This window comes from Pseudonocardia sp. NPDC049635 (genome assembly GCF_040659795.1).
Lineage (GTDB): Bacteria > Actinomycetota > Actinomycetes > Mycobacteriales > Pseudonocardiaceae > Pseudonocardia.
Genome location: NZ_JBFAON010000005.1, coordinates 41,835 through 57,411 on the forward strand (window position 1 = coordinate 41,835; position 15,577 = coordinate 57,411).

Annotated in this window: 16 protein-coding genes and 1 riboswitch; of the genes, 9 read left to right on the plus strand and 7 right to left on the minus strand. The window is 73.7% G+C overall.

The annotated features are described in order from the left end of the window. Positions 1 to 70: 70 nt before the first annotated feature. Together AB0J24_RS08490 and AB0J24_RS08495 are read right to left on the minus strand one after the other, a co-directional pair. Complete coding sequence (locus AB0J24_RS08490; RefSeq protein ID WP_358677496.1) at positions 71 to 1,504, minus strand: substrate-binding protein; 1,434 nt, start codon at positions 1,502 to 1,504, stop codon at positions 71 to 73. 44 nt (positions 1,505 to 1,548) lie between these two features. Continuing rightward, positions 1,549 to 1,917, minus strand: coding sequence for a metalloregulator ArsR/SmtB family transcription factor (locus AB0J24_RS08495; protein ID WP_358677499.1), 369 nt, complete (start codon positions 1,915 to 1,917; stop codon positions 1,549 to 1,551). Positions 1,918 to 2,152: 235 nt separating this feature from the next. Next, positions 2,153 to 2,251, plus strand: a riboswitch (glycine riboswitch). 239 nt (positions 2,252 to 2,490) lie between these two features. Here AB0J24_RS08495 and AB0J24_RS08500 point away from each other — a divergent pair. From AB0J24_RS08500 to AB0J24_RS08520, 5 genes are all read left to right on the plus strand, one after another. Further along, on the plus strand, positions 2,491 to 2,646 hold the full coding sequence (locus tag AB0J24_RS08500) for a hypothetical protein (RefSeq protein ID WP_358677502.1): 156 nt from the start codon (positions 2,491 to 2,493) through the stop codon (positions 2,644 to 2,646). A 13-nt stretch (positions 2,647 to 2,659) separates the two neighbouring features. Continuing rightward, the gene (gene gcvH, locus AB0J24_RS08505) at positions 2,660 to 3,046 is read left to right on the plus strand and encodes a glycine cleavage system protein GcvH (RefSeq protein WP_358677505.1); all 387 of its coding nucleotides are present in this window, start codon (positions 2,660 to 2,662) and stop codon (positions 3,044 to 3,046) included. Then, positions 3,043 to 4,314, plus strand: coding sequence for a serine hydroxymethyltransferase (gene glyA, locus AB0J24_RS08510; protein WP_358677507.1), 1,272 nt, complete (start codon positions 3,043 to 3,045; stop codon positions 4,312 to 4,314). Before gcvH ends, glyA begins: the two co-directional genes overlap by 4 nt. Before the next feature lie 11 nt (positions 4,315 to 4,325). Next, on the plus strand, positions 4,326 to 5,753 hold the full coding sequence (locus AB0J24_RS08515; RefSeq protein WP_358678040.1) for an L-serine ammonia-lyase: 1,428 nt from the start codon (positions 4,326 to 4,328) through the stop codon (positions 5,751 to 5,753). A gap of 359 nt (positions 5,754 to 6,112) precedes the next feature. Next, positions 6,113 to 7,186: a substrate-binding domain-containing protein gene (locus AB0J24_RS08520; RefSeq protein WP_358677510.1), complete on the plus strand. Its 1,074-nt coding sequence runs from the start codon at positions 6,113 to 6,115 to the stop codon at positions 7,184 to 7,186. Positions 7,187 to 7,199: 13 nt separating this feature from the next. Here the strand turns inward: AB0J24_RS08520 and AB0J24_RS08525 are convergent, their stop codons facing one another. Then, positions 7,200 to 8,498, minus strand: coding sequence for an MFS transporter (locus AB0J24_RS08525; protein ID WP_358677512.1), 1,299 nt, complete (start codon positions 8,496 to 8,498; stop codon positions 7,200 to 7,202). Positions 8,499 to 8,753: 255 nt separating this feature from the next. On the opposite strand from AB0J24_RS08525, the gene AB0J24_RS08530 reads away from it, so the two are divergent. Together AB0J24_RS08530 and AB0J24_RS08535 are read left to right on the plus strand one after the other, a co-directional pair. Continuing rightward, positions 8,754 to 9,989, plus strand: coding sequence for a M20 family metallo-hydrolase (locus AB0J24_RS08530; RefSeq protein WP_358677515.1), 1,236 nt, complete (start codon positions 8,754 to 8,756; stop codon positions 9,987 to 9,989). 18 nt (positions 9,990 to 10,007) lie between these two features. Beyond that, entirely contained in the window at positions 10,008 to 11,126 is a 1,119-nt protein-coding gene (locus tag AB0J24_RS08535; RefSeq protein WP_358677518.1) for a helix-turn-helix domain-containing protein, read from the plus strand. 27 nt (positions 11,127 to 11,153) lie between these two features. On the opposite strand, the gene AB0J24_RS08540 is transcribed toward AB0J24_RS08535, so the two are convergent. Next, on the minus strand, positions 11,154 to 11,723 hold the full coding sequence (locus AB0J24_RS08540; protein ID WP_358677521.1) for a TetR/AcrR family transcriptional regulator: 570 nt from the start codon (positions 11,721 to 11,723) through the stop codon (positions 11,154 to 11,156). A gap of 100 nt (positions 11,724 to 11,823) precedes the next feature. Here AB0J24_RS08540 and AB0J24_RS08545 point away from each other — a divergent pair, with 100 nt between their 5' ends. Together AB0J24_RS08545 and AB0J24_RS08550 are read left to right on the plus strand one after the other, a co-directional pair. Continuing rightward, positions 11,824 to 13,059, plus strand: coding sequence for an acyl-CoA dehydrogenase family protein (locus tag AB0J24_RS08545; protein WP_358677524.1), 1,236 nt, complete (start codon positions 11,824 to 11,826; stop codon positions 13,057 to 13,059). Next, positions 13,056 to 14,102, plus strand: coding sequence for a phosphotransferase family protein (locus AB0J24_RS08550; RefSeq protein ID WP_358677527.1), 1,047 nt, complete (start codon positions 13,056 to 13,058; stop codon positions 14,100 to 14,102). Before AB0J24_RS08545 ends, AB0J24_RS08550 begins: the two co-directional genes overlap by 4 nt. Positions 14,103 to 14,155: 53 nt before the next feature. Here AB0J24_RS08550 and AB0J24_RS08555 read toward each other — a convergent pair whose 3' ends face one another. From AB0J24_RS08555 to AB0J24_RS08565, 3 genes are all read right to left on the minus strand, one after another. Next, complete coding sequence (locus AB0J24_RS08555; protein WP_358677530.1) at positions 14,156 to 14,353, minus strand: CsbD family protein; 198 nt, start codon at positions 14,351 to 14,353, stop codon at positions 14,156 to 14,158. A 73-nt stretch (positions 14,354 to 14,426) separates the two neighbouring features. Beyond that, positions 14,427 to 14,879 (minus strand): CBS domain-containing protein, encoded by a 453-nt coding sequence (locus AB0J24_RS08560; protein WP_358677533.1) that lies wholly within the window; start codon positions 14,877 to 14,879, stop codon positions 14,427 to 14,429. Positions 14,880 to 14,959: 80 nt separating this feature from the next. Beyond that, complete coding sequence (locus tag AB0J24_RS08565; RefSeq protein ID WP_358677536.1) at positions 14,960 to 15,556, minus strand: carboxymuconolactone decarboxylase family protein; 597 nt, start codon at positions 15,554 to 15,556, stop codon at positions 14,960 to 14,962. Positions 15,557 to 15,577: the final 21 nt, after the last annotated feature.

The window sequence follows — 15,577 nt, forward strand, 5'->3', positions numbered from 1 at the left end:
GATGCGAGAAAGCTAGGGAGCCGCCACTGTCATGTCAATATCTGTAGACGCTTTGACAGGATCTGGCTGTTCACCGCCGCCGATCGGCGTCCGACATCGATCCGAACGTCGCACCGCGTGCGGTCGCGAGATGAAGCGGCTGGTCGGCGAGCCGGCGGTCGTCGAGCGCGATCGTCCCGCGGGGCACCTCGAACCGGCCGCGGCGGATCTCGTCGGCCACCTCGACCGGGTCGGTGCTGCGCACCCGACGGGCCGCGGCCGCCCAGACGTGGATCGCGTCGAACATCGACTCGGAGAAGCTCGACACCGGTGGCGCCCACCGGCCGAACTGCGCGCGGTAGCGGTCCAGAAGGCTGCCGTTGAGCTCGGTCTGCAGGTACTGGAAGTAGCCGGACACGCCGTGGATACCCACGGCGGCGTCGCTCCCGACCCGCTCGAGCGTCGCCTCGTCGATCGCAGGGCCCAGGCTGACGGTCCGCTCCCGCAGGCCCATCGCGTGGCACTGGCGTTCGAAGGCGGCCGCGTCGGCACCGACGAAGGTGTTGAGCACGATGTCGGCGCCCGAGGCCGCGATACGGTCGATCAGCGGCGCGAAGTCGCGGGCGCCGAGCGGGGAGTAGCGCTCGCCGACCAGGACGGCACCGTGCTCGGGGAGCACCTCGCGGGCGGCGGCGTTGACCGCACGTGGCCACACGTAGTCGTTGCCGGCCAGGAACCACCGCCGCCCGCCAGCGGCCCGCATGACCGGGTCGGCGGCCGCGAGGAGCTGGGTCCTGGGCCGCTCGCCGAGCCGGATCCGCAACCGTGACTCGCCACCGCCCTCGTTCATCGGGGTGTGGACGAGAAGGACCGGGCGCCCGGCGAGGGCGGCGGACACCGCCTCATAGGTCGCCGACGTCGTGGTCAGGAAGATCGTCCGGCAGCCCTCGGCGGCCAGGCGCAGCCCCTCCAGCACGCCGGTGCCGGGATCGGTCGCGTCGTCGGCCCCCACGATCTCGACCGGTCGCCCGTCGACACCACCGGTGGAGTTGACCTCCTCGACCGCGAGCGTGGCCATGTTGACCACGGCCGCGGAGAACAGGCTCCCGGAACCGGAACGGCTGGTCAGCACACCGATCCGGTGCCCGGTGGGCGGGAGGGCGCGCACCGGGTGCCCGCGCCGTCGCATGAGCCACTCCAGACCCTGTTCGTCGACCGTCGCGTCGAGCCTGATCCGGGTCCCGCCGGGCACGTCGGCGAACCGGAGCCTGATCCGCCCCCGCCACGGCTGGTCATGGGTGATCGCGAGCAGGTGGGGCGGCCGGAGCGCGCAGATCCGGCCGAGGATCTCCACCGGCGGACCGCCCCCGATCGGGGCTTCGACGGTGACCGGCTCGCCCACCGCGATCCGGTCGCAGGCGGCCCCGAAGAGCCAGCCACCCTCCCCGCTCCGGCCGAACCGGCCGAACACCACGGCTGGAGCGGCGGCGGCGAACTCCTCCACCGCGACCGAGATCGTCCCCATGTCGGCCGACGGGCCGGCTCAGCGCGACTCGGAGGACGGTCGCGTCATCCGGCCGCACCCCGTCGCTCGCGCTCGCCCTCGGTCGCCGCACGTGCCTGGCCCAACGACGACTGGAACAGGTTCCGCAGCAACCGGATGACGTCCGCGGCCGCCCCGCCGGGCTCGATCGAGTAGTAGCGGAACCTCCCGGCGCGACGCTCGGACACCAGCCCGGCGACACGCAGCACGCGCAGGTGCGTGGACACGGCGGTGCGTCCCACGCTGGTGACACGGTCGGCGAGCTCGCCGGCGCTGCACTCGTCGCACTCGGAGAGCACCGTCAGAATCTGCCGGCGGATGGGATCGGCGAGCGCGTCGAAGGCGAGATCGGCGTCGCGGTCACCCGCGACCGACACGTCATCACCTGTTGACATGCTGCGGAGTGTAGTACCACGCGGGCGCCGGCCAGGCGGTCCGTGTCGGCCGGGTGTCACGTCCGGCCCCTTCCCATCGGGCCGGGAATCGGTATCGTCCTGCCGACAACTGAACACCGGGCCGTACGAGCCCGCGCGGAAGAGACCTGTCGAACCACACGGCACCACCGGTGTCCGGCAGGCACCGGAGGAGCAAGCACCCCGCCAAACTCTCAGGTACCCCACACCGCCCGGGCCAGGCCACTCTGGAAAGCAGGCGTCGGACACGCCTCGCCGATGGTGAAAGCCGGTCGTGCACCGGTGAATCTCTCAGGTTCGGGACAGAGGGGGACCGTGTGGGCGGCACCGCCCACGCGCCACGTCCCGGGGTGAGCACCACGATGAGCCAGACCGAGCGCCCAGTGCCCGTGCCTGCTGTGTCCGTGCCCTCTGTGCCTGCGCCTACTGTGTTCGGGCCTTCTGCGCCCGTGTCTGCTGTACCCGTTCCTTCTGTACCCGTGCCTCCGGTGCCCGCACCGACCGCTCCGCGGTCACGAGCTCGGCCCAGGCCTCGTGTCGCGGGCCGGCCGCCCGGTGCCCGACGACGCCGGGGTGCCGATCGGCGAGGTGACCAGCGGCGTGCTGTCCCGCCCCTGGGCCACCCCGATCGCGACGGCCCTCGTCGGCCGGGCGCTGTCCGGCCCCGGTACCGCGCTCGCCGAGCTGCCCTTCCCCACCCGCCCCGACTGAGAGGACCCGACACATGTCCGTTCCCGTCGACCTGCGCTACACCGAACAGCACGAGTGGGTACGCCTCGAAGGCGGCACCGCCACCGTCGGCATCACCGCGCACGCCGCCGAGGCACTGGGTGACATCGTGTTCGTCCAGCTGCCCGCGGCAGGGGACACCGTCACCGCCGGCGAGGCCTGCGGCGAGATCGAGTCCACCAAGTCGGTGAGCGAGCTGTTCGCCCCCCTCGGCGGGACCGTCACCGCGGTCAACGACGCCCTCGACGACGCACCGGAGACCGCGGGTGAGGACCCCTACGGCCGCGGCTGGCTGTTCCGGGTCGAGCCCGGTGCCGACGGCGCACCCGAGCTGCTGACCGCCGCCGAGTACCGCTCGCTGACCGGGGAGGAGAGCGCGTGAACAGCACCTTCACCGCGTCGCTGGACGAGGTCGATCCCGAGGTCGCGAAGGCCGTCGACGCCGAGCTGGCCCGGCAGCGCGACACCCTGGAGATGATCGCCTCGGAGAACTTCGCACCGGTCGCGGTGCTGGAGGCCCAGGGCTCGGTCCTGACCAACAAGTACGCAGAGGGCTACCCGGGCCGGCGCTACTACGGCGGCTGCGAGCACATCGACGTCGTCGAGCAGCTGGCGATCGACCGGGCCCGCGAGCTGTTCGGCGCCGACTACGCCAACGTGCAGCCGCACTCCGGCGCGCAGGCCAACGCGGCCGCGATGGCGGCGCTGCTGCAGCCCGGGGACGGCATCCTCGGCCTCGACCTGGCGCACGGCGGGCACCTCACGCACGGCATGAAGCTCAACTTCTCGGGCAAGCTCTACCAGGTCTCGGCCTACCACGTCGACGCCACGACCGGCCTGGTCGACATGGCCGAGGTCGAGCGCGTCGCCCGCGCCGAACAGCCGAAGCTGATCATCGCAGGCTGGTCGGCGTACCCGCGACAGCTCGACTTCGCCGGGTTCCGGCGGATCGCCGACGAGGTCGGTGCGCTGCTCATGGTGGACATGGCGCACTTCGCCGGCCTGGTCGCGGCGGGCGAGCACCCGAGCCCGGTGCCCTACGCCGACGTCGTCACCACCACCACGCACAAGACGCTAGGCGGGCCGCGCGGCGGACTGATCCTGGCCCGCGCCGAGCACGCCACGAGGATCGGGTCCGCGGTGTTCCCCGGTCAGCAGGGCGGGCCGCTGGAGCACGTGATCGCGGCGAAGGCCGTCGCCCTGAGGATCGCGGGCACCGACGAGTTCGCCCAGCGCCAGCGGCGGACCGTCGAGGGGGCCCGGTTGCTCGCCGAACGGCTGGTCGCCGAGGACACCGCGGGTGCCGGGATCCGGGTGCTCACCGGCGGCACCGACGTCCACCTGGTGCTGGTCGACCTGGTGAACTCCGAGCTGGACGGCCGGGCCGCCGAGGACCGGTTGCACGAGGTCGGGATCACCGTGAACCGCAACGCGGTGCCGTTCGACCCGCGCCCGCCCATGGTCACCTCCGGGCTGCGGATCGGCACCCCGGCGCTGGCCACCCGCGGGTTCGACGCCGAGGACTTCCGCGAGGTCGCCGACATCGTGGCCGGGGCACTCGCCCCGGGCTTCGACGGTGCGCGGGCGACCGCCCTGCGCGAGCGCGTCGCGGTGCTGGTCGCCCGTCGCCCGCTCTACCCGGGGAGCTGAACCCGATGCCCGTGCCGGTCAGCGTCTTCGACCTGTTCTCGATCGGGATCGGCCCGTCCAGCTCGCACACCGTCGGCCCGATGCGGGCTGCGGCGCGGTTCGTCACCGGCCTCGCCGAGGAGGGCCTGCTGCCCCGCGTCGCGCGGATCAGGGCCGAGCTGTTCGGGTCGCTGGGCGCGACCGGGCACGGGCACGGAAGCGGCCCGGCCGTCGTGCTCGGGCTGCTGGGCGAGCGGCCCGAGACCGTCGACACCGGCCGCGCACCGGAGGTGGTCGCCGGGATCGGGGAGACCGGGCGGCTCCGGCTCGGCGGCACCCACGAGATCTCCTTCTCGACGTCCGACGACGTGGTGCTGCACCGCCGCCGGTCACTGCCGGAGCACCCCAACGGGATGATCTTCCGGGCCTACGGCGCCGACGGCGACGAGCTGCGCGACCGCATCTTCTACTCGGTCGGCGGCGGGTTCGTGCGCGGACCGGCCGGCCCGGGCCGGTCCGACGGCCCCGCCGGCTCGCGCCGGTCCGACGGGTCCGCCGGCTCGCGCCGGTCTGAGGGCCCCGACGTCGATGCGGCGGCCCCGTTCCCGTTCCACAGCGGTGCCGACCTGCTCGCCACCTGTGCCCGGACCGGTCTGCCGGTGAGCGGTGTGATGCGCGGCAACGAGCTGGTGCACCGCGACGACACCGAGATCGACGACGGCCTGCTGCGGATCTGGGAGGTCATGCGCGAGTGCGTGCGCAGCGGCTGCGAGCGCGACGGCGTCCTGCCCGGTGGCCTGCGGGTACGCCGCCGCGCACCCGGCCTGTACCGACGGTTGCTCGCGGCGAGCCCGGGGACCGACCCGCTGCACGTGATGGACTGGGTCGGCCTGTTCGCGATCGCGGTGAACGAGGAGAACGCCTCCGGCGGCCGGATCGTCACCGCCCCGACCAACGGAGCCGCCGGCATCGTCCCGGCGGTGCTGCACTACTACCGCCGGTTCGTCCCCGGCGCCGACGACGCCGGTGTGGCCCGCTTCCTGCTCACCGCCGGCGCGATCGGATCGATCATCAAGGAGAACGCCTCGATCTCCGGCGCCGAGGTCGGTTGCCAGGGCGAGGTCGGCTCGGCCGCCGCGATGGCCGCGGCCGGGCTGACCGAGGTGCTCGGCGGCACCGCGGAGCAGGTGGAGAACGCCGCGGAGATCGCCGTCGAGCACCATCTCGGCCTGACCTGCGACCCGGTCGGCGGTCTGGTCCAGATCCCGTGCATCGAGCGCAACGCGGTCGGGGCCGCGAAGGCGATCCAGGCCGCCCGGATGGCGCTGCACGGCGACGGGACGCACGTCGTGTCGCTCGACAAAGCGGTCAAGACCATGCGTGAGACCGGTGCGGACATGAAGGTGAAGTACAAGGAGACGTCCCGGGGCGGTCTGGCGGTCAACGTCATCGAGTGCTGAATCGTGGGCTGCCGAGACATCGGGTGCCGAGTCATCGGGTGCCGAGTCATCGGGTGCCGAGCGGCTCCGGGCGAGCGGGAACGGCGAGCAGCTGCGCTCGATCGCCGCCGCCCGGCGCGCCGACCGCACGGGATGACCCGTGGCCCGGGGGCGGCCACCGCGTTCCGCGGAACGCGGCGGGCGGTCGGTCCGGCCCGCTCGGTGGGCGGATGCGGGGCGCCGCAGCCCCCGTCCGGGGTACCGGACGGCGCCGACCGTCGCATCGGCGTGCGCCGCGTCCGATCCGGTCGACGATCCGGAATACCTGGTGAGCGGGGGCGTGTTGACGGGTGGGAACCCGCACACGGAGGTGATGGGGCATGGGGCACGCCGGGGACGGCGGCGGCACCACGTTCACGGTGGCTCTCGTGATCCCGTTCGCCGGTTCGGAGGCCCTGTACGGGCCGTCCTGCCTGCTCTGCGCCCAGCTCGCCGCCGAGGAGATCAACGCCGAGGGCGGGATCCTGGGCCGGCCGGTCCGGATGATCGTGGTGGACGGTGGCGCCGGGCCGTCCCGGGTCGCCGACGAGGTCGGGTCGCTGGTCGACGCCGGCCGGGTGGACGCCGTCGTCGGGTGGCACACCTCCGCCGTCCGGCAGCGCCTGGCCCCGCGACTGCGCAGCCGGGTCCCGTACGTGTTCACCGCGCTCTACGAGGGCGGTGAGACGACCCCCGGGGTGTTCGCGATCGGCGAGACCCCGGAGATCCAGCTCTACCCGGCGCTGCGCTGGATGGCCGAGGAGATCGGCGTGCGTCGCTGGTTCGTCGTCGGCAACGACTACGTGTGGCCGCGCCGTTCGACCGAGCTCACCTGCCGGTTCCTCCACGAGTGCGGTGCTCCGCCGCTGGACGGCGTCGAGTTCCTCGAGCTCGGCACCGTGGACTTCGGGCCCGTGCTGCGCCGGATCGAGTCCGGCAGCTGCGACGGGGTGCTGATGCTGCTCGTCGGGCGGGACGCCGTCGAGTTCAACCGGCAGTTCGCCCGGCGGGGTCTGGAGGACCGGTGCGCCCGCTTCTCCCCGCTGATGGACGAGAGCATGCTCACCCAGATCGGTGCCAGGGCGTCCCGGGACGTGTTCACCGCCGCCGGCTACTTCGAGTCCCTGCCGACCGCGGAGAGCCTCGGGTTCGGCGCCCGGTACGTGCGCCGGTTCGGCCCGGACGCGCCGGTCCTGAACGCTCCCGGTGAGTCCTGCTACGACGGTGTGCGGGTGCTGGCCGAGCTGATCGAGCGTGCCGGGACCGCCGAGGTCGGGCCGCTCACCGAAGCCGCCGACCGCTCCTGCCACGACGGGCCGCGCGGGACGGTGCGGGTCACCGGGGCCCGCACCGAGCAGCGCATCTACCTCGCCACAGCAGACGGGGCCGACTACGACATCCTGGCCTCGATCTGATCGCCGCCGGTGTTCAGGACCGCGTGCCGACCCGGTCCCGCTCGACGAAGAACCAGGGCGCGACCGCCCCCGACACGGCTGTGACCAGTGCGATCCCGACCAGCAACAGCGCGGGCAGGGTCGAGGTGCCCGATCCGACGGCGAGCAGCGCGGTCGCCGCCAGCGGCACGAAACCGGACACGACCCCGGCGAGGTTGGCGGACAGGGCGACGCCGCTGTAGCGCAGGTTCGGCGGGAACAGCTCGGTGAGCAGCGCCCCGGACACGGCGTAGGGGACCGACAGCAGCGCGGTCGCCACCGTGACACCGACGACCACCGCCACCGCGCCCCGGGTGTCGATCAGCCAGAACGCCGGGAACGCCGTCAACGCCGACGCGACACCACCGGTCACCGTCACCCGCCACGCGCCGTACCGCTCGGCGAGTCTGCCGCCCACGATCACCACGCCGATCTCGACGGCGGCGGCGACCAGGGTGGCGCCCAGCATCAGCGACCGGGGCAACCCGAGCTGGGTGGTCCCGTAGCTGATGATGAACGTCGTGATCAGGTAGAAGCCGCCGACGCCGAGCAGGGTGCTCCCGGCGCCGACGACCAGCTGCGGCCAGGCCCGCACGAACACCTCGCGGACCGGGGACGACGACCGCTCGTCCTGCTCCAGCAGCTGCTCGAACAGCGGTGACTCCTCGACCCGCCTGCGCAGCCACACCGCGACCCCGAGCAGTGGGAACGCCGCCAGGAACGGGATCCGCCAGCCCCACGCGTCGAAGCTCTCCGGGGGCAGCTGCGCGACCGCGAGGAACGCGCCGGACGACAGCAGCGTCCCGACCGGGGCCCCGATCTGCGGCATCGCCGCGTACCGGTCGCGCCGCTCCGGTGGGGCGTGCTCCACGGCCAGGGTGACCGCGCCACCCCACTCGCCGCCCACCGCGACGCCCTGCAGCAGCCGGAACAGGGTCAGCAGCAGCGGTGCCGCCAGTCCGATCGTGGCGAAGTCGGGGAGCAGGCCGATCAGCCCGGTCACGATCCCGATCATCGTGACGGTGATGATCAGGCAGCGCTTCCGGCCGATCCGGTCGCCGAGGTGGCCGAAGACCACCGCACCCAGTGGCCGGGCCGCGAAGCCGACCGCGAACGAGGCGAAGGCGGCGAGGGTGGCGACGACCGCGTCGTCGGTGGCGAAGTACAGCCGGTTGAACACCAGCGCGGCCGCCGTGCCGTACAGGAAGAAGTCGTACCACTCCAGCGCGGTGCCGACGAACGCCCCGAACGCCACCTTGCGCGCTTCGGCGTCCGTCACCGTCACCTCGGCCATGCCGCCTCCCGGATCGCGTCGTATGGGTCGTGCGGGTCGTGACAGCATCGGGGGCACGGTGGTTCGGCGGAACGCACGCTCGCCGCGAACTCCCGGCGCAGAACTGTGCGTCTGCACAACGAAACACGGGCGTCACGTGCGGCGCCGACCCCTGTGCAGATGCACAGCCGCTGTCGGGCAAGCGGTGACGCCGCGCCGATGACGTCCCGGCCGGGCCGTGCTCCGATGGGGACCGGCGAGCGACGGGAGGCCCCGATGAGCGGTGACGGCACGTTCCTGACCGACTTCGCGACCCTGTCCGGTTTCGGTGCCACGGAGCGCGGCGGCGTGCACCGGGAGGCGGCGTCCGAAGCGGACGAGGCCCAGTGGATCTGGTTCGGCCGGTGGCTGGCCGACCGCGGCTTCACCGTCCGGCACGACCGGGTCGGGAACCAGTTCGGCCTGCTGGAACGTACCCCGGGTGCCCGGTACCTGCTGGTCGGCTCGCACCTGGACAGCCAGCCCCGCGGCGGCCGCTGGGACGGCGCCTACGGCGTGCTGGCCGCGGCGCACGCGGTGCACCGGTTGGGTCGCGAGACGCACGCGTTGAACCTGGCAGTCGTCAACTGGTTCAACGAGGAGGGCTCCCGCTTCACGCCGAGCATGTTCGGCAGCGCGGTCTTCACCGGCGGGCTCGATCTCGCCGAGGCACTGGACACCCGGGACGCCGCGGGAGTCCGGGTCGGCGACCGGTTGGCGGCGATGGGGCGCACCGGCACCGATGCTCCGGCACTCGCCGACGTCGCCGCCTACGCCGAGATCCACGTCGAGCAGGGCCGGGTCCTCGAGAACGCCGGGACGACGATCGGGCTGGTCGAGGCCACCTGGGCGGCGCGCAAGTACGGGCTGCGGGTGGTCGGCGAGCAGTCGCACACCGGCTCCACGGTGATGGCCGACCGGCGGGACGCGTTGCTCGGTGCAGCCCGCCTCGTCGTGCTCGCCCGCGAACTCTCCGACGAGCTGTCCGCCCCGGAGGCGCCGCTGCACACCTCGGTCTCCCGGATGGTGGTCGAACCGAACAGCCCCGTCACGGTCGCCCGCGAGGTCAGCATGAACCTCGATCTCCGCTCACCGGACGAGGCGCTGCTCGCCCACGCCGACGCGGTGCTGCACGAGCGGGTGCCGGAGATCGAGCGGTCCGCCCGGGTCGGCGTCGAGATCGCCGGGTCGCACGGCTGGGGCGTGCAACCGTTCTCGCCGGCGGGGGTGCAGCTGGCTCGCGAGGTCGCCGACGAGCTCGGCCTGAGCCACCGGCGGATCATGACGGTCGCCGGGCACGACTCGGTCAACCTCAACGGGCACGTCCCGACGGTGATGCTGTTCGTGCCCAGCGTGGACGGGATCAGCCACAACGAGGGCGAGCACACCACCGACGCCGATGCGTGTGCCGGGCTGGACCTGCTCACCGGCGTGCTGCGCAGGCTCGCCGCGGGCGGGATAGCGGGCAGCTGAACTGGCAGGGTGACGCCGATGGACACCGAGGACGCCTGGGCGCGGACGGTGGCCCGGCTGCGCCGGCAGGTGCCCGAGCTGGCCGCTGCGTTCCTCACCCGGCTCGAGGACGAGGGCCACTACGACGACCAGCCGGTGAGCCCGGCCGACCTGCGCGACACCGCGCGGGAGTCGCTCGCCCTGCTCGTCGACCAGCTCGCCCGCACCGACGGCCGGATCGAGCTCGGCGACCTCCCGGACCGGCTCGGCAGGCACCGCGCCCGGCAGGGCGTCGACCTCGACGACCTGGTCCGCGCGGTCCGGTTGGACTTCCCCGTCCTCTGGTCGGCGTTGCTCGACCGGAGCGGGGACGCGGCCGCCGTCGCCCACCGGGCCGACCGGCTGTGGGCCGTCGTCGACGCGTACGCCCGCGAGGTGCACTTCGCCTTCCTCGACGAGCAGGCGCTGCTGGCCGAGCAGCAGCGCGACGAGCACCGCCAGCTGTTGGACCTGTTGTTCCGGCCGGGGCCGCCGGCGGAGCACCGGGCCGCCCGGCTCGCCGCCGGGCTCGGGGTCCGCGAGAACGCGAGGTTCACGGTCTGTGCGGCCCTCGCCGACCAGGCGGCGACGTTGCGTGGCCGGGCCGCCCGCGCCATCGGGGTGCACCTGCGCGACGTCGAGTACGGGGTGGTCGTCTTCTGGGCGGGCGATGTGCCCGGTGCGCCCGCACCCGGACACCGGCTCACCGCCGGCATCGGCTGCGTGGTCGTCGACGACGTCGACGGCCTCGGCGCGGTTCCCGGGGCCGCCTCGGCCGCGGTCCGGATGGCCCACCTGCTCCCGCCGGGCGCCACCGGCCCGGTCGGTCCACGGGAGGCGTGGCCGCTGGTCGCCCGGCACGCCCTGGACGAGCACGGCGGACTCGCCGGGGCACTGCTCACCGGGCTCGACGCGGCCCGCCCCGACGAGGCCGAGCTGCTCCGTGCGACCGCGCAGGCCTACCTCGACTCCGGCAGCGTCGCCGAGGTCGCCGGACGGCTCTACTGTCACCGCAACACCGTGCTCAACCGGTTGCGCCGGTTCGCCGGGCTCACCGGCTTGGATCTGACCCGCCCGCGCGACGCCGCCCTCGCCGTCGTCCTGCTCGGCCCGCCGTGACCGTTCCGGTGCCAGTCGTCGCGCGGGTCAGGTGGTGGCCGCGCCGACCAGGCGCAGCGCGAACTCCACCTGCGCCCAGGCCACCTCGTTCTCGCTCGGCCCGGCGTCCTCGCGGAACCAGACGGCGACCCCCATCCCCAGGTCGAGGATCGCGTAGGACGCCAGCTGCGGGTCGGCGACCCGGAAGGCACCGCGGGCGACCCCGTCGGTGATCAGCGCGCGGAACCGCTGCTCGTAGGTGTCACGCAGGCCCAGGATCGTGGAGCGGTGCGGTTCGACCAGGCTGCGCAGCTCCCGGTTCCCGACGAACGCCTCGCGCCGGTGCCGGGCGTGGAACCGGACGTGCGCGTCGACGGCGCGGCGCAGCCGCTGCACCGGGTCGTCCACCCCGGAGACGGCCTCGTCGTGGTGGTGCAGCAGCGCGGTCATCGTCGTGTGCATCAGCGAGGCGAGCAGGTCCTGTTTCGAGCTGACGTGCTTGTAGAGGCTGGGTCCGCGCATGCCGACGGCGGCCCCGATGTCGGCCATCGTCGTCGCCTCGTAGCCGCGCCGGACGAACTCCTCCAGCGCGGCCGCCCGGATCTCCGCCTCCCGCACGGCTAGCACTCTATCCCGTGATCTGTGACGTGGGCGGCAGCGCCTTGCTCTGAACAGGCGACATGGTGGCTAATGACCATTAGCCAACCAAGGAGGAGACATGGCCGTCGACTTCGAGCCGGACCCGCTGGTCGCCGAGCTCGCCGCCCGCACCGCCCGGTTCGTCCGGGAGGAGGTGATCCCGGTCGAGGTCGCGAACGACGGCGTCGCGGTGTCCGAGGAGGTCCGCCGCGAGCTGCAGGCGGGCGCCCGCGCGGCCGGGGTGTTCGCACCGCACGCGGCGCAGGAGCTCGGCGGTCACGGCCTGGACATGCGCGGGCGCGCCGCGGTGTTCGAGGAGGCCGGCTACTCGCTGCTCGGCCCGATCGCGCTGAACATCGCTGCGCCGGACGAGGGCAATGTGCACATGCTGGAACAGATCGCGAGCGAGGAGCAGAAGCAGCGCTACCTCGCCCCGCTCGCGGCCGGTGACGTGCGGTCCTGCTTCGCGATGACCGAGCCCGCGCCCGGCGCCGGGTCCGATCCGGACGCGCTGGCCACCACCGCCACCCGGGTCCCCGGTGGCTGGCGGATCGACGGCCACAAGTGGTTCATCACCGGTGCGGACGGCGCCGCGTTCGCGATCGTGATGGCCCGCACGGCAGGCGAGCCCGGGGACCGCGGCGGCGCGACGATGTTCCTGGTCGACGCCGACAACCCGGGCATGCGGGTGGGCCGGCACATCCCGACGCTCGACGAGTCCCTGCACGGTGGGCACCTGGAGGTCACCTTCGACGACTGCCGGGTCGGCGACGACGCCGTGCTCGGCGAGGTCGACCAGGGTTACCGCTACGCCCAGGTGCGGCTCGGTCCGGCCCGGACGACGCATTGCATGCGCTGGCTGGGGATCGCCCGCCGGGCGCAGGACATCGCGGTGGCGCACGCGGCGCAGCGCAGGCTGTTCGGGTCGCGGCTCGGCGACCTCGGCATGGCCCAGGCGATGATCGCCGACAACGAGATCGACATCTCGGCCGCCCGCGGACTGATCCTGCGTGCCTGCTGGGAGCTGGACGCCGGCCGGCACGCCGGGACCGAGGTGTCGGTGGCGAAGGTCTTCACCGCGGAGGCCGTGTGGCGGGTGGTGGACCGGTCGTTGCAGCTCTGCGGGTCGCTCGGGGTGTCCGGGGACGTGCTGCTGGGTCGCTTCCTGCGTGAGGTGCGCCCGTTCCGGATCTACGACGGCCCGTCCGAGACACACCGCTGGTCGATCGCCCGCCGGGTGGTCGGCCGGCGCGTCGCACAGGCCCGTACGGCCGACGAGGCCGGTACGGCGGCCGACCCGGTGCCCGCCCGATGAGCTCCGCCGATCCGGTCGCCGCGGCCGGCCCCGACGGGCTCGACCTGGTCGCGCTGGACCGGTTCCTGACCGAGCACGTCGAGGGCTACCGGGGCGGGGTCACGGCGGAGCTGGTCTCCGGCGGCCGGTCCAACCTCACCTACCGGGTGACCGACGGCTCCGCGGTCTGGATCCTGCGCCGCCCACCGCTGGGCACGCTCACCCCGTCGGCGCACGACATGGGGCGCGAGTTCCGGTTCGTGGCGGCGCTCGCCGGGTCCGGCGTACCGGTCGCGCCCGCGGTCGCACTCGCCGACGACTCGGTGCTCGGCGTGCCGTTCGCACTGACCGGGTTCGTCGACGGGATCGTGGTGCGCGGTGAGGCCGACCTGGCCGGCTGGTCCGACGCGCTGGTCCGCGACTGCGCGTTCGCACTCGTCGACACGCTCGCCGCGCTGCACGCCGTCGACGTGACCGCGGAACCGGTCGCCGGGCTCGGGAAACCCACCGGCTACCTGCGCCGCCAGGTCGACCGCTGGTACTCGCAGTGGCAGCGGGTGCGCACCCGGGAACTGCCCGACGTCGACACGCTGTACGCCCTGCTCGACGAGGCCTGTCCGCAGGAGAGCGGTGCGGCGGTGGTGCACGGCGACTTCCGGATCGACAACGCGATCCTGGACCGGACGGACCCGACACGGGTGCGCGCGGTCGTCGACTGGGAGATGGCCACCCTGGGAGATCCGCTCGCCGATCTCGCGCTGCACACCGTCTACCGGGACGAGGTGTTCGCGCCGGTGCTGGCCGGGGTCGCGGCGTCGACCAGCGCCCGGATGCCCGCCCCGGACGAGCTGGTCGCCCGGTACACCACGGTGTCGGGCCGGGAGCCGCGGGACTGGGCGTTCCATCTCGGCCTGGCGTACCTCAAGATCGCGGTGATCGCCGAGGGCATCCACGAGCGGCACCTGCGCGGTGACACCCGGGGCGAGGGGTTCGACGGAGTCGGTGACGCGACGGCGCCGCTGGTCGCCGCAGGCCTGGCCGCCGCCCGCGGGTCCGGCGGCTGACCGGGCGGGGCGCCGGCGGGACCCGGAGCGGTCCGGCCGGCGCCTGCGTGCTGTCAGTCCTTGCTGAAGGCGTCCTTGACGTTCGCCGCCGCGTCCTTGATCTTCTCGCCGGCGTCCTTCAGCGAGGCCTTGGTCTGCTCGGCCTTGCCCTCGGCGCGGAGCTCGTCGTCACCCGTGGCCTCGCCGGCCTTCTCCTTGGCGACGCCGGTGGCGTTCTCGGCCTTGTTCTTGATCTTGTCGGTGAACGACACGATGACCTCCTCGGGTTGCCTGCGTGGGTGGGAGTGCCCGGCGGGCCGGCCCCTCACGCGGGTGTGGCCACCATCACCGCCGGTCGGTGGGTCGTTCGAGCCCGGCGCGTTCCAGCTCCCGGGCGCGGATGCCCTCGTCGGAGCAGAAACCGCGCCCGGACCGCTTCAGGCAGAGCAGCCCGAGCAACCGCCCGTCGTCGTCGACGACGGCGAGCCGGCGCCGCCCGTCGCGCGCCATCAGCTCCCAGGTCGTCGCCAGGTCCGCGGAGGGGCCGACGGTGCGACCGGCCAGCCGGCCGGCCGGTGCGGCCGGTGCTGCGTCGGCGAGCCCGGCCAGGTCGGGGCGTTCGACGACGGCGTGCAGCAGGCCGTCCTCGACCAGCAGCAGCGCGTGCACCTTCGGCTTGCCGAACAGCTCCCGGGCCCGGCCGACCGTCGTCGCCCGGCCGCAGGTCTTCGGGAAGGTGTGCATGGCGGAGGCGACCGTCCGCCCCACAGCGGTCTGCCCCACGACGCTCCCGGTCACGCTGCTCCCTTCCTCCGGCGCGCCCCACCAGCATCCGCGTTCGCGGCTGAGCGCGGTAGGTCACGACGGACACGTACCCCTCACTCCGGCCGGAACACCGCCAGGGCCCCGGCGAGCATCGCGTAGTAGCCGGTCAGCCAGACCAGCGCGGCGAGGGTGTCGCGGCCGAGGGTCTCCAGCGCCACGCCGTAGCGGTCGCCGTCGAGGTCGTGGGTGGCCAGCAACGTCCGGACGACGTCCAGCGCGACCTCCTCACCGGGATCGAGGCCGTCCGGCACGGCGCCGTCGAGCAGGGCCTGCAGCTGCCCGGCGGACAACCCGCACCGCCGGGCGAGGCCCTCGTGCGCCGACCACTCGAACGCGCTGCCGTGGTGCACGGCGACCGCGAGCACGGCCAGCTCGCGCAACCGGGGCGGGAGATCGTCGTCGAACCGCAGGGCCGCGCCGAGCTGCTGCACGGCATCCCCGATCCGGGGGGAGAACAACATCACCCCGAACGGCCCGAGCAACCGGTCGCGCTCGTCGGTGAGCGGAACCCCGGCCTGGGCCTTCCGCGGGCCGGTGGCGATCCGGGCGTGCAGCGCGGCGCGTGCGGGATCCAGCCCGGCCGGGTCGAGCGGGTGGGTGCGGGGCGGGCCGGGCGGCCCGGGGCGGCCGCGCAGGTCGTCGGTCGTCACCGGTGCAAGGGTAGAAGGCCG

Bases quoted from the DNA above. Each gene is read 5' to 3' on its own strand.
- AB0J24_RS08490 (WP_358677496.1), bottom strand. From the start codon at position 1,504: ATGGGGACGATCTCGGTCGCGGTGGAGGAGTTCGCCGCCGCCGCTCCA.
- AB0J24_RS08495 (WP_358677499.1), bottom strand. From the start codon at position 1,917: ATGTCAACAGGTGATGACGTGTCGGTCGCGGGTGACCGCGACGCCGAT.
- gcvH (WP_358677505.1), top strand. From the start codon at position 2,660: ATGTCCGTTCCCGTCGACCTGCGCTACACCGAACAGCACGAGTGGGTA.
- AB0J24_RS08520 (WP_358677510.1), top strand. From the start codon at position 6,113: ATGGGGCACGCCGGGGACGGCGGCGGCACCACGTTCACGGTGGCTCTC.
- AB0J24_RS08525 (WP_358677512.1), bottom strand. From the start codon at position 8,498: ATGGCCGAGGTGACGGTGACGGACGCCGAAGCGCGCAAGGTGGCGTTC.
- AB0J24_RS08530 (WP_358677515.1), top strand. From the start codon at position 8,754: ATGAGCGGTGACGGCACGTTCCTGACCGACTTCGCGACCCTGTCCGGT.
- AB0J24_RS08535 (WP_358677518.1), top strand. From the start codon at position 10,008: ATGGACACCGAGGACGCCTGGGCGCGGACGGTGGCCCGGCTGCGCCGG.
- AB0J24_RS08545 (WP_358677524.1), top strand. From the start codon at position 11,824: ATGGCCGTCGACTTCGAGCCGGACCCGCTGGTCGCCGAGCTCGCCGCC.
- AB0J24_RS08550 (WP_358677527.1), top strand. From the start codon at position 13,056: ATGAGCTCCGCCGATCCGGTCGCCGCGGCCGGCCCCGACGGGCTCGAC.